We start from the raw sequence: 21897 nt of genomic DNA on the forward strand, positions 1-21897 counted from the left end.
TTACCTTCTGTTTTTAGAGGCCAAAACCGCAGTATACCTATCGGGCGGTCTCAAGGCCGCGCCTTACAGAGAAGGTTGATGTTGATCCCACGGCATCAGGGCTTCGAGCGCCGCGCAGAACTGCAATACGTCGCCTTCCGCATAACGTCGGCCGATCACCTGCAAACCCACCGGTAAACCTTGCGCGGTAAAACCACAGGGAATCGTCGCCGCCGGATTACCACTCAAATTGAATGGCCAGGTGAAAGGTGTCCAGCGCGCCCACTCTACTCCGCTGTCGCCCGGCGACTGATTTTCCGGCACATGGCGATCGGCCGAGAACGGCAGCACTGGCAGCGTAGGCGTGATCAGTAAATCCACGCTGTCAAACAAGGCGTGCACTTGTCCGGCAAACGCCGCTCGTTGTTTCTGCGCCGCCAGGTAGTCGGCCAGATTCAGGCGCTGCGCGTGTTCAATCAGCGCGGCAAAGCCCGGATCGAGCTGGTCGAGCTGCTGCTGCAGTGCGGCACCATACGCCACACCGCGCCCGCCGCTCCATAAAGTGTCAAATGTCTCAAACGGTGATGACCAATCCAGCGGGCGTGCCGTGAGCGTCACCGGTAACGTATGGGCAATCTGCTCCACCGCCTGTTCGACGCAACGCGCAATCTGCTCGTCGACCGGTGTGTTAAACAGCGTGGGACTGTAATGCACACGCAGCGCGGGCAATGGCTGGTCGCAGCGTGCCAGCCAGGATTCATTTTTCGCTGGTAGCGCCTGATGGTCGCGCGCATCCGGTCCAGAAAGCAGATCAAACAGCAGTGCGCTATCACGAACCGTGCGCGTCATCGGCCCGGCATGACTGAGCATTTCAGTGGCAGACCACGGCCAGGTTGGGATGCGTCCCAGCGAGGCTTTAAGGGCGAAAATGCCACAAAAAGCACCGGGGATACGCACCGATCCGCCACCGTCGGAGCCCAGCGCGGCGGGCACCATGCGCGCCGCCACGCTGATTGCCGATCCCGAACTGGAACCGCCGCTGGTTAACGCCGGATCCCACGGATTGCGCCCATGACCAAATACCCGTGAATAGCTTGATCCGGTCCAGCCAAACTCGGTGGTCGCGGTTTTGCCGACAATGATCGCTCCCGCCGCCTTCAGTCGCTCAATAATCGGCGCGTCATGTTCTGGTACGTTATCCAGTGAGGTGAGTGAACCTTTGGTGGTGCGCAACCCAGCCGTTGAGAACAGATCTTTGACGCCGAATGGCACACCGTGCAATGGACCCCGACTCTTGCCCGACTGACGTTCGCGATCGCAGCTTTTAGCCTCTTCCATCGCCTGCTCATCGTAAACATCACCAAAGGCATTCAATGTGGGATTGTGGGATTTTATTTGCTGAAGGCAATCCCCCACCAGCTTTTCACTGCTGATATCACCGCGACGAATCTGCTGCGCCGCGCCAATAACATCAGGCATCGAGTTAAATAAATTCTGGTCCACCGCCATGGTTACACCCTGCATTTCTGGCATCACTATGTAGCGATAGTGGCAACAGTTGGCGAATGAAGCAAGACCGGGTCATGTGGTTAATGTGGGATATGTTGTATTTAATCTGGCGTTGTTATAGGAAAAGATGATGATGAAAAAAACAGCGAAATGACAAAACCGTGGCAATTGGATGAAGGTTTTGCGCGACAGGCCGCTCAATCACTCAGTTGCAGTTAAATCGTTCAGGGAAATGTGTGGATGGAGATATTAATTCACTGCGCCGCTATCATCAGCACAGTGATAATAAAGTCATCTGATAAAAAGATTACAACCAGCCTGCTTTTTTCAGTCGTGACCACATCACACCACAGATCGCCAGCGTCACCACCAGTACCGCGGGATAACCAAAGTGGGTTTTCAGTTCGGGCATATCAGAGAAGTTCATGCCGTACATACTGAAGACAATGGTCGGGACGATCAGCACCGCACCCCAGCCCGCCAACTTTTTATTCACTTCGCTCTGCTGAACCGACACCAGCGCCAGATTGACCTGCATCGCGCTGGTGAGCATTTCACGCATATCCTCGGCATCGATCATCACGTGATGAGCATGATCCTGAACGTCACGCAGGTAGGCACGCAGGTTCTTCGGAATAATGTCTTCGTGAAAACGCGCCAGCTGGGCGCAAATTTCAGTCACCGGCATCGCGGCATTGCGCAGCGCCAGCAGTTCGCGCCGCAGATGATAGACATCCTCCAGCGTTTTGCTGTCAAAGCGGGTGGTAAACATGCCCTCTTCCAGCGTACCGATACGTTCACTGAGTGATTCGGTGATTTTACTGTAGTGGTCAACGATAAAATCGAGGATGCAGTAAAACGCGTAACCCGGTCCCTGACACAACATAGTGTGGTTTTTTTCTGCCCTGGCGCGAATTGCCGCATAGCCCTCCGATGAACCGTGGCGGACGGTGATCAGGAAGTTTTTACCGAGGAAAAAGTGGGTTTCACCAAAGCTGATGCGCTGCTGATCGTCGAGATGTGCCGTTTTCACCACGATAAATACCGACTCACCATATTGCTCAATCTTCGGGCGCTGATGGGCCACCAGCGCATCCTCAATCGCTAGCTCATGCAGGCCAAACTCTTCCTGCAACGTCTGCATAAAAGCCGGTTCAGGCTGATTCAAACCCAGCCAGATAAACGCACTTTCGTCTTTGAGTACTTCGCTGATGTCGGCGACATCGACATGCTCTTCACGTTTGCCGTGGCGATAAGCCACACAGTTAATCACCATTTTGGCGCTGTCCATGTTGTTTTCACTTACTCAATCATAGTGTCAGTATCATTTCGACGCAGGGGAGATCGGCTTTGGCCAGAGCGGAAGGATACAAGGCTTCACGCACGGTGCTAAAGCCATGGCGCAGATAGAAACCGCTGGCATTGGGTGTTGCGGCCAGGGTCAACTGCCGAAAACCGCGCTGGCGGGCTTCCGCGATAATCGCGTTCATAATGGCGCTGGCATAGCCTTTGCCGTTGCACGCTGGCAGGGTAAATATCGCTTCCACACTGCCGCTTTTGAGATCGAGAAAGCCCGTAGCGGCAGCGCCCAACTCAGGATCGTCGATCACGTAGAAAGGATTGCCCTTAATCGCCTCAAAGTAACCTGACGGCAACGCGTCAGGCGTCCATGCGGCAATCACTTCAGGCGGATAAACTGACTGGCAGCCATCGCGAATCGCGAGATTGCGAATACGCCACAAGTTGGCGGCTTCATGTGGAAGCGCTAAGCGCGGTGTCATGGATTCTTCTCTGTGCGATGAATACGGAAGTCCCACAGTAGCAAAACCCTTGCCGCAAGTTTGTTCTTTTTGGCTTAAGGCACCCCAAAATAACGCAGCAATGCCGTCATCACGGCCGCGCCAACAATCACTAAAATCAATGGCGTACGGCGCCAGGCGAGAAACACGGCAAACAACACGCCCGCTATCCGCGCGACACCTGCGAAGTGGCTGCCTTCAAATAGTGCGGTGGTGACGGCAACCGCCAGTAATAGCACCGTAGCAGCATCCGAGAGCATATTGCGCACCGATTCCGACATCGGCATACGGCTTCCTAGTCGGTAACCCGCGAAGCGCATCACACAAGTGCCGACGGCGAGCAGCGCGATCCCGGCAATCACGAGGTTATTGTGCATTTTTGCGCTCCCGCCAGCTTAATAAGCCCAACAATGAAAACAATACTGGCATTCCCGCCGGAACAAACGGCGTGGCGAGTACTGACAATGCCGTACCGAGCGTGGCCGGAATCCGCGTGCGACGTTGACGCAAAGCGGGAAATATCAGCGCGATCAAGATGGCAGGGAAAACCGCATCGAGACCAATCGCCGAGACATCGGGAATGAAGCGCCAGATAAATGCGCCGCACACCACACTGAGTGGCCAGATAGCAAAAATCCCTAAACCACACACCCAGTATGCGGCGCGTCGCTGGGAAAGCGTCTTTTGCGAAATGCCAAACACCACGCTTTCGTCATTCATGATATGGCAACCCAGCAAACTGCGTCCGCCCTGGCCGACCAGATCTTTCACTGCAATACCAAAGGGCAAGTGCCGCGCGTTGACCAGCAAACCCGCCGCCGCTGCTGTTAATGGGCTGCCACCACCGGCCACAATGCCGATGAACAGAAACTCGGATGCGCCTGCCAGCACCATCGTCGAAAGCGCGATGGGCACCCACAGTGGAAAACCATCCGCCGCCGCCAGCGAACCGTAAGAGAGCCCGACAATACCGTCGGCCAGACAAACCAGGAAAATCGCTTTTAATACGCCGCGATCAAGCGGAACTGCACCCAGACGCATCACAATTTGATCTCATATCGAACAGGAAAGCCGTTATAATGAACGCGCCCGAATTGTTTTACAAGATGAACAAAACGTTCGATATAAAGAACAGGAGTAATTGTGACACCACCGATCGATCTTATCTCTGCTGGATTAGTGCGCGAACGCCAGCGTGCCGGGCTCTCGTTAACCGAAGTCGCCCGCCGCGCTGGCATTGCGAAATCCACGCTTTCACAACTGGAAGCGGGCAATGGCAATCCCAGCATTGAGACGTTATGGTCACTGTGCGTGGCGCTCAATATTCCGTTCGCCCGCCTGATGGAGCCGGAAGTGAAGCGTTTGCAGGTGATCCGTCGTGGTGAGGGCATGATGGTGTCGGCTGAACTCGCGGATTACCAGGCCGCGCTACTGGCCAGCTGTCCGCCGGGCGGACGTCGTGATTTATATCTAATCACCAGCCAGCCGGGCGCACCGCGCGCCTCTCATCCGCATCCGCCCGGTTCCGTAGAACACATCATTATTGCGCAGGGTCGCGCACTTGTTGGGCCTACCGATGCCCCGGTCGAACTTCATCCCGGTGACTACATCTGCTACCCCGCCGACGAACCGCACATCTTCGAAGCGCTGGAAGCGAATACCATGGCAGTGCAGCTGTCGGAGCAAAATTAATCATAATAATTTCCTATGTTCAAACCCGATGATTGGCGCGTGACACAGTGGCATCCTGTGTTTTTCACTAGCCGATTATCAGGAACATATGGATATTATTCCCGCCCGACCCCATCACGCCGCTGCCATTCAGAAAATCTATGCGTGGCACGTCCTCCACGGCACCGCCACCTTTGAAACCGAACCGCCCAGCGAAAGCGAAATGCTCAACCGCGTCAAAGATGTGCAGCAGCGCGGAGGCTTCTGGCTGGTGGCGCAAGAGGATGAACAGGTATTGGGTTATTGTTATCTGGCACCTTATCGACCGCGCTATGCCTATCGCTTCACGCTGGAAGATTCGATTTATCTCGATCATGAACAGACCGGGCGTGGCGTCGGGCGGGCGTTATTGCAAAAAGCGATTGCGCTGGCAGAAGCAGCAGGCTTTCGCCAGATCATCGCCATCGTGGGAGATAGCGCCAATCAGGGTTCGCTGGGATTACACCGGGCGCTCGGCTTCGAGCACACCGGTGTGATGAAATCGGTGGGATTCAAACATGGCCGCTGGCTCGACACCGTCGTGATGCAGCGCTCACTGGGTGTCGGTGATAGCCAGCCGCCAGAACGTTAAGCCGCCTGCATCGCAATCACGCGATCTGTCCCCTTCTCCAGCAGTTCGCGATCGTGGCTCACCAGCAGCACGCCGCACTGCAGCTGACGCGCCATCTGCGTTATCAGCTGCAGAGTTTGCTGCTGTACCAGCGGATCGAGTCGCGATGTAGGCTCATCGGCGAACAGGAAAACCGGCTCAAGCAGCATGACGCGTAACAGAGAGAAGCGCTGTAACTCGCCGCCCGAGAGCGAATCGGGGCAGCGCGTGAGTAATGAAGGATCTAACGCTAATTGCTCCATTAGCGAGTCGCGTTTTGACCTTTCAATGCGATGACGACGCAGCACCTCCTCCAGGCTTTGTGACAGTGTGCGCGTGGGGGGAAACAATGCCGAGGGATCCTGATAGATCTTCTGATACTTCAGCGCGCTCGCCGCGACGTGACGTGTAATGCTGCCCTGCTGTGGCGCGAGTAATCCCAGCAATACGTCGCCAAAGCTGCTTTTTCCACTGCCGCTGGCGCCATGTAAACCGACAATTTCCCCAGCATGCAGGGTGAAATTTTCTGGTACACCCAACGTATTTCCGCCGCGCTGCAGTTTTAATCCTTGCGCACTTACCACGGGTTTGCTGCGGATCACCGTGCTTTGCCGTTGCGGCCAGGCAACGGGATCGGCGGCCAGCAATTCACGCGTATAACCCTGCTGCGGGGTGTATAACACTTGCTGCGCTGCGCCTTGCTCGATCACTTTGCCCTTATGCATGACGATAACGTCTCCGCCCAACTGACGCGCCAGCGCAATATCGTGCGTGATGGTCATTAAAGTCCCACCTTCAGCCACTTCACGACCCAGCAAAGCAGCAACGTCATCGCGTCGGGACACATCCAAACCCTTAGTCGGTTCATCTGCTATCAAAATCTCCGCACCGCCCGCGCGCGCCGCCGCAAATGCCGCGCGCTGCGCCATGCCACCGGACAGTTGCCACGGGAATTTTTGTGCCGCTGCCTGTAAACCCAGTTGCGCAAGGTCATCCTGCGCAGCCGCCATGCTTCGCGGCGCGGAATACCCTCGGATATATTGATAGCCTTCCGCGACCTGCTGCTGAATCGCCATGGTGGGATCGAGCGCCAGCCAGGGTTCTTGTGGCAGCGAGGCCATAGTCCTTCCCCACAAGCTGCGTAACGCATCACGATCCTGCGGTAACTGATAGCGTTGACCGTTGATGATCAGGGTTCCGCTGGCCTGAAGTGTCTCCGGCAAAATTCCCATTACCGCCTGCGCCAACAGGCTTTTTCCGGAGCCAGTCTCACCCAATAAAGTGAGCGGTTGGCCAGGTTGCAAGTGGAAATCAACCGGCTCCACCAGCGTGGCTTCTGCTGTTGCGATGGTTATGCCGATGGCCTGTAATCCTTTCATGCACGCTCCTTATTCATCATCAGGTTAAGGCTAATCAGCAATAAAAACAGTGCGACCACAGGCTGTAGCAGCAACCAGGGGGCTTCCCAGGCAAAGGGCAGCAGTTCGGTCATCATCAAGCCCAATTCCGGTGTCGGTGGACGGACACCGACGCTGATAAATCCTAGTGCCGATACCGCCATGATGGCGCTGCTAAACGAGAACAGTGCAACGGTAAGCAGTACAGGTGCGAGTGCCGGCCAAAGGTGACGATGAAAGCGGTAGATCGCGTTAAAACCCAGCAGTTTCGACGCCTGCATACCCGGCGAATGCACAATCGGACGTAAGGTGGCGCGTGTCACACGGAAGAATTCCACCCACAGCACCATCGAAATGCCTAACCACAGCATCTCCGGTGAGTCCGGGGCAATCGCCGCCAGTAACAGCACCAGCAGCAGGCCGGGCAGCGCGAGGCACATATCCCCCAGCATGCTGACCACACGGTCGAGCACTCCACCATAAAGCGCGCTGAGTACGCCAGCCAGCACACCGACCAGCATCGCACTGATCACGCACAGTGCAGCCAGACCCAGTGACAGGCGCAGCGCCGCACTCAGGCGCGGCAACATGTCACGTCCCAGGTGATCAAAACCTAACAGATTGGCCTGGCTGGGCGGCTGCAACATGTTGAGCAGTTCTTGTTGCAGAGGATCACCATGATGAAACAGAGGCAGTAAAAAGGCGTAGCTCAGTAGCAGAGCTAGCAGCAGTAAACCGACATGACGTGAAGTTAATTTCATGGGCGCGTCCCTCGCGGATCAAGCAGATGGCAACCTGCATCTACCAGCATATTTAGCAGGACAAACAGCAGGCCGAGCGTCATGGCACTGGCCTGAATTACCGGCACATCGCGGGCGAAAATGGCATGAACCAACGCATGCCCAATGCCCGGCCAGGCAAACAACGTTTCCACTACCACCACGCCTTCCACCAGCCAGACAAACTGCATGCCGAACCAGGTGAGTACCGGTGTTCCCAGATTGCGTAAACCATGACGACGCAGCAAAGTGACGGTCGCCAGACCTTTTTGCTCCCCCCATTGGTAATAACCCGCGTTCACCACCTGCCAGGTGGCTTCGCGCACCACACGCACGCCCACCGCGCTTAGCGACAAGGCCAGCGTCAAAGCGGGTAACAGGAAATGACGCAGCTCACCGTGTCCCACACTCGGCAGCCAGTCGAGTTGCAGCGCGAACAGCACGATCAGCAGCATACCCAGTGCAAAATGCGGCACAGACTTAAGCATCGATGTCAGCCAAAACAGCAGCCGATCCAGTTTGCCATTGGCATGGCAACCGGCCCAGATACCCAACGGCAGCGTGATAATGATTGCCAGTAGCAATGAAACACCGGCTAACGCCAGCGTCTGACTCAGTTGCCAACGCAGTTCATCCATCACCGGTTCGCCGGAAACCAGCGAGCGACCAAAGTTGAATTGCAGCAGATCGAACAGCCAGTGCAGTAAGGCGCTGCCTTGATCGGCTGCGCCACTTAACTCCTGCTGCACGCGCGCGACGGCATCCGCATCAACCCGATCATAGCCGTAACGACCGCTGGCAATGCGCCACGCCATATCGCCCGGCAGCGACCGGACCAAAAACCAGGTGAGTAATCCCACCGAGAGCACGACAAAAAATGCCTGCATCAGCCGCCAGCAAAGTTGTTTGATCATCACGGCTCCCAACGCAGTTGGCGCAGGCCAAAGTGACGCTCAAACGGATCGAGCGCGACGTTTTGCAACTGACTGTTGATCGCTGCTGATTGTTGATACCAGGCGATTGGAATCACCGGGAGATCCTGTTGCAGTGCCGAAGTGATGAGTGTTCGAGCTTTGGCACGCGCGGAGGCATCGGTGGATTGCGTCAGGGTATGCAGTGCGCCACTGAATCCTGTCGGATGCCAGTTCATCGCCCCCCAGTCGCCACCTTTCTCGGCATAATCCTGCAATAAGGTGCCGGTTGGATCGGGCGTGAGTGCAAAGTTGCGTGAGAACAGCGCCAGTTGCAGTTTCCCGCTGTGGTGCTGGGCAGGAATTTCGCTGGCATTGGTTGAGTTGATCTTCACTTCAATACCGATTTTGCGCAGTTGCTGCTGGATAACCATCGCCATCAACGGCAGTTCAGGGCGATCCGGGAAGGTCAGCAGCGTCAGGCTGAATCGCTGGCCGTTGCGGGTCAGCACACCATCTGATCCCGGTTGCCAGCCGGCTTTCTGCAACAGCGTGACCGCCGAATCCGGCTGATAGGAGAGTGGAGGCAGCGCCGCATTGTGCCACTCGCCCATGTTCGGCGGGAACAACTGGCTGGCAGCACTCGGATAGCGCAACACCGCCATCGCTAACGCATTACGATCAATGGCCATGCTGATCGCTTCACGCACCGGCTGTTCCGCTAACAGCGGATCGCCCAGATTGAGCTTCAGCATAAGCGTGCGCGGCACGGGGATTGCGGGAAGTTGCAGCGCAGGTTTGTGTGCCAGACGCTGACGGCTGGGGGCATCCAGATTGAACACATAATCCGCATCACCGCTTTCTGCTAATAGCGCGCGGGTCTCTGCCCGGCCAGCAGAGAGATAGCTGGCTGCGGCGATGTATGGTTTTTCTCCCCAGTAACCTTCAAAGCGTTTTACCGCTAACGACTGCGGCGGCTGAAAGGCGGTCAGCATAAACGGCCCGGAGCCGATGATGCGCGTGATGTTGCCCTGTGCATCCCAGCTGGATAACGCCAGAATTTGCGAGCGACTTTCCGCCAGGACGGAAAGCAGAGGTGTGAAAGGCTCGCGCAGCGTGATGGTCAACACCTGCCCTTCTCCGCTGATCTCAGTGATCGGTGTTTTATCCAGTAATCCCGCTTTACTCCGCGCAGTATTGAGTGATTTCACTACCGCTGCCGCATCCAGTGGCGAACCATCATGGAAATGCACGTTATCGCGCAGCTGTAATTGCCAGCGCAAACCGTCTTCCGAGACCTGCCAACTCTTCGCCAAAGCCGGGATCGGTTCACCGCGTTGGTTCACTTCCACCAGCGTTTCCACCACATCCATGCGCAGAAGGATGTCACCGGAAAGCGCCGGATCGGCACCTTTAATTTCAAACGGAGCGGCAATGCGCACCGTGTTTTCCTGATGCTGCGCCGCGAATGAGGCGCACGAAGCCAGGCCGAGCGCCGTGGCGATCAGCAATTTTTTCATTGATTTCATTATGGTTTCCGAAAAATACCGCTACAAAAATCCCAGAGAAATTATGTTATAACATAACAATACACATTTAAACACAGATCGCCTGCGGGGATAAACGGTTTGCGCGGGTGTTTATGACAAATTGACACTGCATGCTCGGGCATGACTGGGTTATGCTGAAACCGAATCTGAACCCTCAAGGAGAAACGGAAATGCCAGAAATCGTTGTCTATGCTGCGGAAGGCCGCACGGTTGAGCAGAAGAAGAAGTTGCTGAAAGCGGTGACTGCCGCAGTCGCGGACTCGTTTGAGATTGATGCCAATTCGGTGACGGTCTCAATCATTGAAACGCCTAAGCATCATAAATCTAAAGGCGGCGTGCCGTTTGATGAGCGGTGATAGGTTATTTGATGCATAAAAGCCCAACAGGGCTTTTATGTTTTATAGAATGAAAACCGCTGGGCCTTTGTCTTCAATGGTGTTGAGGATACGCAAAGCCGCTTTATTGGGTTTACTCTCGTTACGTTCCCACTTTGAAACACTCTCAACTGACATGCCTGTAGTCATTGCCAGCGCCGCCTGCGACATCTTCCATCTTAAGCGTACCGCTTTAATCTCAATCCCAGACATAGCGCGTACTGGAGGGATATTACGAGCTTCGATCGCCGCACTGATTTCCGCAACCGTCTCGCCCTGAACAACGCCCAATTGGTTATAGCGCTGCGCCATATCGTGGATTTTCTTTAAGCGTTCAGTCATCACAAGTTACCTCGATTAGTTCTTTTAACTTAATCAACTCCCGGACCTTCTCATCTGACATCGCAATAAAATCCCGAGCGATACGGCAATAAGCATCAATTTCATCATCTTCAAGTTCTTTGCCTTTCTTCTTTGATAGCTGACTTTTCAAGAACATATCAAAGAAATAAATGTTGTTGCCATAATTGAAGAAAACAATGCTACGCGCGCCGTCAGATGCCCCCACACCAGGCAACCCGAGTCGTTTTTTGAACGTGTAACGTCCTAATGGGTCTCCATGTAATCCCGCAAAAATCGACTTTGCAGCTTTACACAAAATTTTATCATTGATGCGTGCATTACATCTCTCTTCCTGAAATTCTGGCGTCAGGTAAATGCCCATTTACCCCTCCTTGCCTTAAAATATCCGTAAGCGTGACTATAGTCTTCGTTACGGGTTAGGTCAAATTACAAGCGAAAGGATTGGTTGAATCTAAGCGCTAATAACCGCAATAACATGTGGTTAAAGTCGCTACGCGAACGGTGAAAATTCAGTATCATATCTCACCCCTGGCTAACCCAATTGAGTGCTCAGCCCGCTATGACTGAACAGAATCCGCTGTTTTCGCGGCTTACCACCACACTGGCTGAAGAGAGCCGTACGCCGTTGTACAAGCGCTTTGCCGCCGCCATCAAAGAGGCGGTGCGTGATGGCATCCTGGTGCATGAAGAGATCCTGCCCGGTGAGCGAGAATTCAGCCAGTCGCTCAGCATCTCGCGTATTACGGTGCGTAAAGCGATGGATGAGCTGGAAAAAGAGGGGGTGGTGTTTCGTTCGCGCGGTTACGGCACACAGATTTGCAGCCAGTTTGAGTATTCGCTGAAAGAGCCCAAAGGTTTGTCGCATCAGGCGGTTTTACGCGGTAAAAAACCTGATACGGTGTGGATCAATAAGAGCAAAATTCAGTGCAGTGCGGAAATCGGTGAAAAACTGGGATTAAGCAAAGGTAGCGAAGTCTACTTGCTGAAGCGTATTCGTTATGTCGATCAGCAAGCGGTGTCAGTTGAAGAATCCTGGGTGCCGGCACACTTTATTGCAGATGCCGATGACATTGGAATTTCTTTGTATGATTACTTTAACAAGCAACAGATTTTGCCGGTTAAGTCCCAAAGCAGAGTGAGTGCCCGCATGCCTGATGAAGCGCTCCAGCAGCAGATTGCCCTGCCCGCCAATGTCCCTGTGTTAGTGATTAAACAGCTGGCACTTGACGCGCAAGGCAATCCTCTGGAGTACAGCATCAGCTACTGCCGCAGCGACATGTACGTGTTTATTGCTGAGTAAGTCTTTGCTGCCAATAGCTCTGCAGCGTGGCGCGATCGGGTGCACAATCACCACCGCGTTGTGACACCACATAAGACGCCACGGCATTACCCAATGCCACACTTTCCGCCAGCGACCAACCTGACGCGAGCCCGGCTAACACTCCCCCCGCATGGCTGTCACCGGCGCCAATCGTATCGACTACTTGCGTTGCCAGAGCAGGGATCCAACCCTGCGACTCTGCATCGATATAACCTGCGCCATCACTGTCTAGACGCACCACCAACGCAGCGCCAAAGTGTTGTTGCCATTGAGCCATTAACTGACGGGCATCAAAGGCTTGATGCTGGTTCAAACGCTCCAGCCACAGTAACTCTGCTTCCTGTCTGTTCACTGTAATCAGTGGTTTTAGCGCCATAATACGGGCAAATTGACGCTCCCCGATGTCAGCCAAACGCGGACCGAAATCCACCAGCAATTGATAGTTATGCGCCTGCTGTTCGAGCCAGTCGATCAGCACATCGCCGCTTTTGCTGGTCAGTTGATAGCCAGACAGGTAGATCCAACGGTGTGGGGGTTGTGGCAATGTGCGCAGCAGTTCAGCATCCCACAGATTTTCGACACCGCTAACCGACAGAAACGTGCGCTCACCATCCGGCTCCACCAGTGCCAGACACCAGCCATTGTCTCCTTTACTGGTTTCCAGCACGCTTTGAAGGCCATATTCCATCAGCTTCTGCCGCACAATACTGGCCCAAATGCCGTTACCCAGCGGCAGCGCGTTGATGGATGGAATGCCCAACCGATGCAACGCGATAGCTACATTCAACGCACAACCGCCCACGTTGACGCCCTGCTGGTGGAGTTCAATATCACTTCCCCGATGCGGTAACGAATAGGCATCGGCAATCACGTCCACCACAGCGGCACCAATCACGCACACCGGCAGACGTCCTTCCAGCCGGTTCAGGTCATCAGGCGTCAGCATAAACGGCCTCACGCTGCTGACGGAAACGCATGAATGCGTTGCTATAGCGAGTGAAATCCAGCGCGTTGGCAGCATCCAGTTCGGCTTTTAACTGTGAATCAATCCCATCAATGCCATGCAGCGCTCCGCAAATGGCCACCGCCATCGCGCCGATGGTATCGGTATCGCCACCCAGATTGGCACAAAGAATAGCGCAGCGATTCGGATCGGTGTTGGTCAGCTCAACCATTGCAATAGCAGCTGGAACCGATTCGATAGTGGCCGTCCCGGTCCCCACCAAATCATAAATCTGCTGCATCGTTGACTCCACACCTCTGCCCTGCGCCACAACGCTCAACGCCAGCTCAACACGCGCGGCCATGGACGCGCTAAAGGTCGTGACGCGTTTTTCCTGCGCAGCGCGCGCAATCGCAGGCAGCTCATCGCGGATGTATGCCCAGCTTGCGCCGTCAATGGCACGTGACACTGCCCAGGCAATCACCGTTGCCCCCGCGATGGCGACATCAGATTTATGCGTAGGACTTGATGCCAGTGCGACAGCGTCAATAAAGGCATCCAGATCTTTGGCTGGCAACAGACAACCAAGCGGTGAAACGCGCATCGCCGCGCCATTGGTCATGCCGTTGTTCTCCAGCTGCGCCACTGGCGTTCCCGTTTTCAGTGCATTCAGGGCTATTTTGGATGTGGGTCCCAATACGTTTTTGTTGAAGGCATCAAACTCCTCTGCCCAGTGCAGGATATGGGCACCAATGGTCTCCGCGTTGATATCGCCATCATGCGTGACTATCGCATCTGCCAAAGCCAGCGCCATCGAAGTGTCGTCAGTGAATGCCGCGCGGCCAAAATAACAGGCGGCATTGTTTTCAGCAGGCCCCGGCAGAAAACCATCAATCCAGCCAAAATGCTGCTTAACGCGACTGCGCGGCCACAATTCCGATGGCATGCCCATCGCATCGCCCAGCGCCTGACCATAGAAAGCGCCCAAAATCCGTTTTTCCTGGAGTGTCATTGTCATCATTACATCTCTTATTTATGGCTATCAGCGGTGGCTGATTGCTCGAAAGCAGTTAATTCTTCACTGCGTTTTTTGCCATCGCGGAACAGCACGATGAAGGCGATGGTGATAATGATGATCATCACGCTGCCAAACATCCACATGCCCGCCCAGTTGAACGTTTGGCCATTGCGAGGCTGGTCGTAAGCGAACATCTCTTGCATCAAATATCCGCCGAGACGATAGCCCAGCAAGCTGCCAATCCCCTGGCATGCGAGCGTGATCAGGCCCTGTGCTGCGTTGCGCATCGCGACCGGTGCTTTTTTATCAACGTAGATGTAAGCCGTGATGAAGTAGAAGTCATAGCTGACGCCGTGCAGCAGGATGCCCATAAACAACAGGCCAATCGTCAGGGCATTTTGATCGCCGCCGAACACGAAGAATATGTAGCGCAGCGCTGCGGTGGTTAAGCCAAGCAGCAACACTTTGCCAATGCCAAAGCGCTTGATAAAGAACGGCAGTGCCAGCAGGAAGAAGATCTCCGATACCTGACCCAGCGTCATCCAACCGGTGGCGTGCGGCAGGCCCACCTCCGTCAGGTAGCCTTCGGCAAAGATGTAGTAAAAAGCCAGCGGCATGCTGAACAGGAATGAGCAGACGAAGAACACAAGGAAACTGCGATCTTTCAGGAGATGCAGCGCATCCAGACCCAGTGCCACACGCAGGCTGAATTTGCCGGTGCTTTTCGGCTCGGTTGCCGGCAGCATCAGCGAAAAGATCCCCAACACCAGTGAACTGGCAGCAGTGATCAGCAGCGGCACATTACTGGCTGAAATGTCGCCATAGCCCATCAGCGGCGGCAGGAAACCACAGGCAATGCCTGACGCAATCCAGCCTAAAGTGCCCATGACCCGCACGCGTGGATAATCGCGTTCGACATCTTTGACATGCGAGAAAGCAATACTGTTAGTCAGCGCAATGGTCGGCATGTAAGTGAGCGCATACAACAGCAGCAGTGGGAAGAAACCACTGAAGTGCGTCTGCTGGGCCGCGAAATACATCAGAATGGAACCGACGATCATCAGCAGCGACAACACTTTCTGTGCCTGGAAGAAGCGGTCTGCCAACGATCCAACGAGGATCGGCGACAGGATAGCGGCAATCGAAGTACAGGCATAGCACCAGGCAATCTCAACCGGCGAAAAGCCGTTTTTGCTGAGGAAAGCCCAGAGCGGCACAAACCATGCCCCCCAGATAAACCACTCGAGAAACATCATGAAGGATAATTTTGGGATTGTTGTTTTCATTAAAATAGGACTCCCCGGTGTAGGTGAGGCCAATCTAACACCACTAACAATACCTTTGTAATACCATTAGCGGATTCTTTGAGCTACTCCACAACAATTTTAACCGAGGATTAACAGTAAGGCAGGAGATAGAGCGAGGAATAAGGGCGTGCAGTGCACGCCCTGAAAGTCTTAACGACGGTTTTTCCAGACGGTCTGGATATTACAGAATTCGTGAACGCCAAAACTGGAAAGTTCACGACCATAGCCGCTCTTCTTCACACCACCAATCGCCACGCGGGGATCGGAAGCACCGTTGCCATTGATGAACACGGCGCCGGTTTCCAGTTTCTCTGCCAGCTCATTGGCTATCGCTTCATTACCGCTCCACACGGTAGCGCTCAAACCAAATTCGCTGTTATTCGCCAGCTCTAAAGCATGCTGTGCATTGCGTGCCACGGTAATCGCTGCCACGGGGCCAAAGATCTCCTGCTGGAAGGCGATCATGTCGGGTGTCACATCAGCAAGGATCGTTGGTGCGTAGTAGTTGCCAACGCCATCGATCTTATGACCACCGATAACCAGGCGCGCACCTTGTTTCAGGGTCTGCTGCACCTGCTGGTCTAACTCATCACGCAGATCATAACGCGCCATCGGTCCGATATAAGTTTCTTCATTCAGCGGATCGCCAATTTTCAATGCCTGCACAGCCGCGCTAAAACGCGCCTCAAACGCTTCTGCGACACTTTCCTCAATGATGAACCGTTTGGCTGCCATGCACACCTGTCCGGTGTTCTGGTAGCGTCCTGTGACCGCAGAAGCCACTGCCGCATCCAGATCCGCATCTGCAAGTACGATAAACGGATCTGCACCACCCAGCTCCAGTACCGTTTTCTTCAATACGGCACCGGCTTGTGCTGCAATAGCACCGCCCGCCCGCACACTTCCTGTCACCGCAACTGCCGCAATACGCGGATCTTTAATTGCAGCCGAAACGCCATCGTTATCCACGTTAATCACGGTGAAGCCACCTTTTGGCAGATCTGTCGCGTCAAACAGTTCTGTCATCAGATTGGCTGCACCCATTACGCTTGGCGCGTGTTTGAGCACATACGTGTTGCCTGCCAGCAACATGCTGACTGCACCGCGCAGCACCTGCCAGTAAGGAAAGTTCCACGGCATTACCGCAAGAATCACGCCTAATGGACGAAACGATTGCCAGGCTTGCTGATTTTCTACCAGCGTAGGCTTGTCAGCCAGCATCGCTGGGCCCTGTTCTGCATACCAGTCGCAGAGATTTGCACATTTGAGGACTTCAGCACGAGCCTGTGCAATGGGTTTACCCATCTCCAGGGTTGCCATGGTAGCGAGTTGATCCTGACGCTGGCGGATCTGTTCTGCTAACTGGCGTAACACGATGACACGCTGTGCCATGCTGGTGGCTCGCCATTGTGCAAAAGCATCCGCGCTGGTCTGCAACGCAGCTTCGAGTTCAGCGGCATTCTGCAATGGATATGATGCGATGATTTCGCCAGTGGTAGGGTTACGTGAAATAACGTTGTCAGTCATAAGATGCCTTCGTCATGAGTTGTAGGGGATGAATATGAGTTTCACCTTACGCTCGGTGAAGATTGATGAAAAATGAATAATAATGAGGAAGTTGTTCTCTTCTGATGAAAGAAGCGGATCTTCTTCACAGAGAATTAATGTTTTTTCGCCATTGGTGGGATCAATCTTACTGACCTGCATATTCTGACAGTTTTTGATGTTAGAAGCTGATTCTTCATAGGGTTATGCAGTTATACAGTGAATAGATCTTAAAGAAAGATCATAGAGAGATCTTAAAGAGATCCTAAGAGATCCCCGATCGCTGCAAGCCGCACCCCACAAGGCCTGAGAAGGTGATCGCGTTCACTATAATCAGAAAAACGTTCACTACAATCAGCATAATATTCACTATAGACTGTAGAATGTTCACTATAAACAGTGTTAATGTTCACTGTAATCAGAAATCGATCCTTTTCATCCACAGAATGAAGATCTCAGGCTATGGCAGATAAAGAGAGTGAAAACAAAGCGTTACTAGAACCTTTTCTGTCGGTGACAAAAAACAGCGGTGAGGTTATCCAGCTTCATCCTAATAAAAATAACACCGTACAACCGGTCGCGTTGATGCGCCTGGGTCTGTTCGTTCCGACACTAAAGTCTACTGCGCGTGGGAAATCGGGCGCGATGGCTTCAACGGACGCCACCAAAGAGCTCAAGAACCTTTCGTTAGTTAAAGCGGAAGGCTATGAAAAGATTACCATTACTGGCGCAAGGCTGGACATGGATAATGATTTCAAAACCTGGGCTGGCATCATTCAGTCTTTTTCGCGTTATCCCTCAAAGGGCGACACCGTGACGCTGCCGTTTATTGATTTCGTGAAAATGTGCGGGATCCCATCGGCAAACTCTTCAGCGGCCTTACGTAAGCGTTTAGATGCCTCTTTACGACGCATCGCAACCAATACGTTGTCCTTTGAAGGTAATGGCAAAGCGTATCATACCCACCTTGTGCAGTCGGCGTATTACGATCGTGAAAAGGATCTGGTGCGCATTCAGGCCGATCCCAAACTGTTTGAGCTGTATAACTTTGACCATAAAGTCCTGCTGCAGCTGCGAGCCATCTCACGCCTCAAACGTAAGGAATCGGCTCAGGCGTTATATACCTACCTGGAAAGTTTGCCAACCAATCCTGCACCGATATCGCTGGCGCGTCTGCGCATGCGTTTAAACTTAGGCTCTAAGACGACCACGCAAAACCACGTGGTTCGACGCGCGATGGAGCAGCTTAAGGAGATTGGTTACCTCGACTATTCAGAGGTGAAGCGTGGACGTTCTGTGTTCTTTATTATCCATAGCAGAACGCCGAAGCTGGACGGTATCAGCAATCTTGAGAGCATTGATTCCCTCGATGATATTGAGTTTGAAGACTGATTTTTCACGTTCACTGTAATCAGCTCCCTGCCCTTGAGTGTGTCACTTAATCGCCAAAAGTGACACACTTCTTCTACGCACTGTTCACTGTAATCAGCATCCCTTCATTCGTTCACTGTAATCAGTAACGTTCACTGTAAACAGTATTCAGCGACACGTTAGTCTTACATCCTCCTGCAGAGTTATCAAAATCGACGAATCATTGGGTTTAATTGTGATAGTGAGTACTTACTAGGTGGGTTTTCAACACTCGAGCGCCCTCTTTTGCAGCGGGTTTGCTGATTACAGTGAACATCAGCCATAGCGTATTTGGTTGCTGATTACAGTGAATGGTGGTGATGTAGTGAAAACAGATTATAGTGAATGATTAAATTTAAGTGTTTGAATATTATAGGTAATATTTAATTGTTGGCATTCATTCATTGTAATCAGCTTATTGTCTGTACAAATAAACAGTAAAAGTGACAGGGTTGGTCACCTTCACTGATTACAGTGAATTTTTCCCTTTATTGCAGATTGCAGTGAACGTTATGCCAGTGCGGTCGGGAATGGATTTAAGGCCTCAATCGTGCGCGTCACGCTGTCACTGATCACAGTGAATGCTCTGCAGCCCTTCCCTCCTCCGAAACATTTTTATACCTGATCGTTGTGGCCACAGAAGATCGCTTTACTGATTACAGTGAACGTAAATAACTTTGCCAGCGAGGAGCAATTACTGATTACAGTGAATGTTACAACCAGGGATTCGGGAGGTAGGAAAAAACGGTCTTCACCTGTTTTGCTGATTACAGTGAACGTTGGAGTTCAAAGACAAACATTCCGTTTCTGGTTGATCCGGCAATGGGTGCATGTAATAGCCACCGGTTAAAACGGACACTTCACCAGAAAGAGCAGCTAAAATGCTCTTCTCTCTTCTCTCTTCTCTCTTCTCTCTTCTCTCTTCTCTCTTCTCTTTAATCGGTCATTTGCCATCGGTCATATCCCACCGGGCATGCCTCTTCAGTCGTTCATTCTCTGGCCATTGCTTATCTTCAATATCGCCAGTAGAGCATGGTGAACCGGTCAGGACCCGCCAGTTATAGCTTACCCGCTATCCCGCACTTGCAATGGCTCAACGCTGAGCATCTACCCGTTTTCACTCACGTACAGGCAGCCATAAGCCACCGATGATTTAGCTTCACTCACTCACTCACTCACTCACTCACTCACTCACTCACTCACAACAAACCCGCATTCGCGAACCACGAATCACAACTGAAAACGCAAATTGGGTTACTGATTACAGTGAATGTTGACAGTCATTTTAGCCCGTATTCACATCCCTGACTCCTGACTCCTGACTCCTGACTCCTGACTCCTGACTCCTGACTCCTGACTCCTGACTCCTGACTCCTGACTCCTGACTCCTTTACTGATTACAGTGAACGTTCTCACGTACGCCCTACCCTTTCCGCCGATTATGGCGAATCCATTTAAGACAAAATTGCTGATTATAGTGAACGCTACGCTGAGAGAACGATTTGGGTTACTGATTACAGTGAACGTCTGAATGTGGCTTAGACAAATTGCTGATTACAGTGAATGCCAGCTAGCCATACGAGCTGTTGATTACTGATTACAGTGAACACTCGGATTAAATCAATGCTCCCCACATGCAGTCTACTGATTATAGTGAATGTTTATATTAGGACTAAGCTGTCTCTACTAACCGAAAACGCCTGCAGCCGATTTCGTCATGGAGAGCCCTGGCTTTCAACTGCTCATCGTGAAAATCAATATCACTGATTACAGTGAACGTAACGCAGTTGTTTACTGATTACAGTGAACCTATTGCCACTTACAGTGAACGTTTACTGATTACAGTGAATCTTATGCCGAATATAGTGAATGCAGGCTGTGATTTCAGCCATATCACCTTGCCCGCAACTCTCGTGCAACGGACGATCAAATTACTGATTACAGTGAATGCTGGAGCAAATACGCGAATGAGGCGTTGCTCACACTTTAATCCATTATTCCGCCCTGATTAAAACATCTCCGCTGATTACAGTGAATGTTTGCACTAACACGCTCTTACTCAAGGTATTTTCACAGCGCTAAATGTTTCGCATTAGATGAGATAGATTTGCCTCATGTGCAGGATTTCGGTATAAAGTCATAAATCCTACATGTGTGGAGCAAGTATGGCTAACGATGAGAAGCAAGTTCTGAAAGTCGCACAACGTTCAGAAAAAATGCTAATGAGCCTGACGGAACAGATTCAGGCGCAGAAAGAAGAGTTGCAGGAAAACACTTTTTATCAGGTTTACGCCAAAGCGGCGTTAGCCAAACTCCCTAAATTAACGCGTGCGAGCGTTGATTACGCCGTAAATGAAATGGAAGAGAACGGCTATCCATTCGATAAACGCGCGGCGGGCAGCTCTACCAAGTACGCAATGTCCATCCAAAACATCATTGATATCTACCATCATCGCGGCGTGCCAAAGTATCGCGATCGTCACGCAGAGGCATTCACGCTGTTTGTTGGTAATCTCAAAGGTGGCGTATCGAAAACCGTCTCAACGGTCTCACTGGCCCATGCGCTACGTGCGCACCCACATCTGTTGTATGAAGATCTGCGCATTCTGGTTATCGACCTCGATCCGCAATCCTCTGCCACCATGTTCCTCAATCATGAGCGTTCGGTCGGACTGGTAGAAGCCACAGCTGCGCAAGCGATGCTGCAAAACGTGGGCCGCGAAGAGTTGCTTAATGAATTCATCGTGCCATCGATTATTCCTGGTGTCGACGTACTGCCGGCCTCCATTGACGACGCCTTCATTGCATCACGTTGGGAAGAACTGTGTGCTGAGCATCTGCCTACGCAGAATGTGCATGCGGTTCTGTATGACAACGTCGTAGCAAAACTGAAGAAAGACTATGACTTCATTTTCATCGACAGTGGCCCACATCTGGATGCCTTCCTGAAGAACGCCATCGCCGCATCTGATTTACTGATGACGCCAGTTCCACCAGCACAAGTTGATTTCCACTCGACGTTGAAGTATTTGACGCGCCTGCCGGAACTGATTGGCATCATTGAGGAATCAGGCGCATCCTGCCGCTTGCAAGGCAACATCGGCTTTATGTCCAAGCTATCGAATAAAGCGGACCACAAGCTTTGTCACAGCCTGGCGAAAGAGATCTTTGGCGGCGACATGCTGGATGCTGCTTTACCGCGCCTGGACGGCTTTGAGCGCTGTGGAGAGTCGTTTGATACGGTGATCTCTGCGAACCCATCGACCTATGTGGGCAGCACCGAAGCCTTAAAGAATGCGCGTTCGGCAGCGGAAGATTTCGCTAAAGCCGTATTTGATCGCATTGAATTTATTCGCCTGAACTGAGGTTACT

General features: G+C 52.7%; 21 protein-coding genes. 6 read left to right on the top strand and 15 right to left on the bottom strand.

Features of this window, described 5'->3' with window-relative positions; all coding sequences use genetic code 11:
• Positions 1–63: 63 nt before the first annotated feature.
• From JK231_RS12825 to JK231_RS12845, 5 genes are all read right to left on the bottom strand, one after another.
• Positions 64–1503: an amidase family protein gene (locus tag JK231_RS12825; RefSeq protein ID WP_249221703.1), complete on the bottom strand. Its 1440-nt coding sequence runs from the start codon at positions 1501–1503 to the stop codon at positions 64–66.
• A gap of 292 nt (positions 1504–1795) precedes the next feature.
• Positions 1796–2764: a magnesium/cobalt transporter CorA gene (gene corA / locus JK231_RS12830; protein WP_045816797.1), complete on the bottom strand. Its 969-nt coding sequence runs from the start codon at positions 2762–2764 to the stop codon at positions 1796–1798.
• Positions 2765–2798: 34 nt separating this feature from the next.
• Positions 2799–3269, bottom strand: a complete 471-nt coding sequence (locus JK231_RS12835; RefSeq protein WP_160866964.1) for a GNAT family N-acetyltransferase — start codon at positions 3267–3269, stop codon at positions 2799–2801.
• A gap of 74 nt (positions 3270–3343) precedes the next feature.
• Positions 3344–3664, bottom strand: a complete 321-nt coding sequence (locus JK231_RS12840; RefSeq protein ID WP_211728734.1) for an AzlD domain-containing protein — start codon at positions 3662–3664, stop codon at positions 3344–3346.
• Positions 3654–4328 (bottom strand): AzlC family ABC transporter permease, encoded by a 675-nt coding sequence (locus JK231_RS12845; protein WP_211728735.1) that lies wholly within the window; start codon positions 4326–4328, stop codon positions 3654–3656. The genes JK231_RS12840 and JK231_RS12845 overlap by 11 nt, the downstream gene beginning before the upstream one ends.
• Before the next feature lie 102 nt (positions 4329–4430).
• On the opposite strand from JK231_RS12845, the gene JK231_RS12850 reads away from it, so the two are divergent.
• Both JK231_RS12850 and JK231_RS12855 read left to right on the top strand, forming a co-directional pair.
• Positions 4431–4979 carry an XRE family transcriptional regulator gene (locus tag JK231_RS12850; protein ID WP_045831923.1) on the top strand — a complete coding sequence of 183 codons (549 nt, stop codon included), beginning with the start codon at positions 4431–4433 and terminating at the stop codon, positions 4977–4979.
• A gap of 88 nt (positions 4980–5067) precedes the next feature.
• A complete protein-coding gene (locus JK231_RS12855; protein ID WP_160834529.1) occupies positions 5068–5589 on the top strand; it encodes a GNAT family N-acetyltransferase in 522 nt (173 codons plus the stop codon).
• Here JK231_RS12855 and JK231_RS12860 read toward each other — a convergent pair.
• Genes JK231_RS12860 through JK231_RS12875 form a run of 4 tightly spaced genes read right to left on the bottom strand, consistent with a single transcriptional unit; the run spans position 5586 to position 10223 of the window.
• Positions 5586–6986, bottom strand: coding sequence for an ATP-binding cassette domain-containing protein (locus JK231_RS12860; RefSeq protein ID WP_211728736.1), 1401 nt, complete (start codon positions 6984–6986; stop codon positions 5586–5588). The two genes, JK231_RS12855 and JK231_RS12860, sit on opposite strands and share 4 nt — an antisense overlap.
• Positions 6983–7765: an ABC transporter permease gene (locus JK231_RS12865; RefSeq protein WP_211728737.1), complete on the bottom strand. Its 783-nt coding sequence runs from the start codon at positions 7763–7765 to the stop codon at positions 6983–6985. Before JK231_RS12865 ends, JK231_RS12860 begins: the two co-directional genes overlap by 4 nt.
• The gene (locus tag JK231_RS12870; RefSeq protein ID WP_211728738.1) at positions 7762–8697 is read right to left on the bottom strand and encodes an ABC transporter permease; all 936 of its coding nucleotides are present in this window, start codon (positions 8695–8697) and stop codon (positions 7762–7764) included. Before JK231_RS12870 ends, JK231_RS12865 begins: the two co-directional genes overlap by 4 nt.
• Positions 8697–10223: an ABC transporter substrate-binding protein gene (locus tag JK231_RS12875; protein ID WP_211728739.1), complete on the bottom strand. Its 1527-nt coding sequence runs from the start codon at positions 10221–10223 to the stop codon at positions 8697–8699. Before JK231_RS12875 ends, JK231_RS12870 begins: the two co-directional genes overlap by 1 nt.
• Positions 10224–10414: 191 nt before the next feature.
• On the opposite strand from JK231_RS12875, the gene JK231_RS12880 reads away from it, so the two are divergent.
• Positions 10415–10600, top strand: a complete 186-nt coding sequence (locus tag JK231_RS12880; protein ID WP_034822328.1) for a tautomerase family protein — start codon at positions 10415–10417, stop codon at positions 10598–10600.
• Between the two features lie 42 nt (positions 10601–10642).
• On the opposite strand, the gene JK231_RS12885 is transcribed toward JK231_RS12880, so the two are convergent.
• Both JK231_RS12885 and JK231_RS12890 read right to left on the bottom strand, forming a co-directional pair.
• Positions 10643–10960: a helix-turn-helix domain-containing protein gene (locus JK231_RS12885; protein WP_097117631.1), complete on the bottom strand. Its 318-nt coding sequence runs from the start codon at positions 10958–10960 to the stop codon at positions 10643–10645.
• Complete coding sequence (locus JK231_RS12890; protein ID WP_211728740.1) at positions 10953–11342, bottom strand: type II toxin-antitoxin system RelE/ParE family toxin; 390 nt, start codon at positions 11340–11342, stop codon at positions 10953–10955. Before JK231_RS12890 ends, JK231_RS12885 begins: the two co-directional genes overlap by 8 nt.
• A 198-nt stretch (positions 11343–11540) precedes the next feature.
• On the opposite strand from JK231_RS12890, the gene JK231_RS12895 reads away from it, so the two are divergent.
• On the top strand, positions 11541–12281 hold the full coding sequence (locus JK231_RS12895) for a GntR family transcriptional regulator (protein ID WP_211728741.1): 741 nt from the start codon (positions 11541–11543) through the stop codon (positions 12279–12281).
• On the opposite strand, the gene JK231_RS12900 is transcribed toward JK231_RS12895, so the two are convergent.
• The 4 genes from JK231_RS12900 to JK231_RS12915 all read right to left on the bottom strand — a co-directional run bounded on the left by JK231_RS12900 (position 12268) and on the right by JK231_RS12915 (position 17097).
• Positions 12268–13248, bottom strand: a complete 981-nt coding sequence (locus JK231_RS12900; protein WP_160834522.1) for a PfkB family carbohydrate kinase — start codon at positions 13246–13248, stop codon at positions 12268–12270. The two genes, JK231_RS12895 and JK231_RS12900, sit on opposite strands and share 14 nt — an antisense overlap.
• Positions 13235–14263: an ADP-ribosylglycohydrolase family protein gene (locus JK231_RS12905; RefSeq protein WP_211728742.1), complete on the bottom strand. Its 1029-nt coding sequence runs from the start codon at positions 14261–14263 to the stop codon at positions 13235–13237. The genes JK231_RS12900 and JK231_RS12905 overlap by 14 nt, the downstream gene beginning before the upstream one ends.
• A gap of 11 nt (positions 14264–14274) precedes the next feature.
• Positions 14275–15549 (bottom strand): nucleoside permease, encoded by a 1275-nt coding sequence (locus JK231_RS12910; protein ID WP_097117635.1) that lies wholly within the window; start codon positions 15547–15549, stop codon positions 14275–14277.
• Positions 15550–15720: 171 nt separating this feature from the next.
• Positions 15721–17097 carry an aldehyde dehydrogenase family protein gene (locus JK231_RS12915; RefSeq protein ID WP_097117636.1) on the bottom strand — a complete coding sequence of 459 codons (1377 nt, stop codon included), beginning with the start codon at positions 17095–17097 and terminating at the stop codon, positions 15721–15723.
• Between the two features lie 480 nt (positions 17098–17577).
• On the opposite strand from JK231_RS12915, the gene JK231_RS12920 reads away from it, so the two are divergent.
• Together JK231_RS12920 and JK231_RS12925 are read left to right on the top strand one after the other, a co-directional pair.
• A complete protein-coding gene (locus JK231_RS12920; protein WP_034822338.1) occupies positions 17578–18507 on the top strand; it encodes a RepB family plasmid replication initiator protein in 930 nt (309 codons plus the stop codon).
• 2183 nt (positions 18508–20690) lie between these two features.
• Entirely contained in the window at positions 20691–21890 is a 1200-nt protein-coding gene (locus tag JK231_RS12925) for an AAA family ATPase (RefSeq protein ID WP_058960453.1), read from the top strand.
• Positions 21891–21897: the final 7 nt, after the last annotated feature.

It is taken from the genome of Pantoea sp. JGM49, from assembly GCF_018257655.1.
Classification (GTDB): domain Bacteria; phylum Pseudomonadota; class Gammaproteobacteria; order Enterobacterales; family Enterobacteriaceae; genus Pantoea; species Pantoea communis.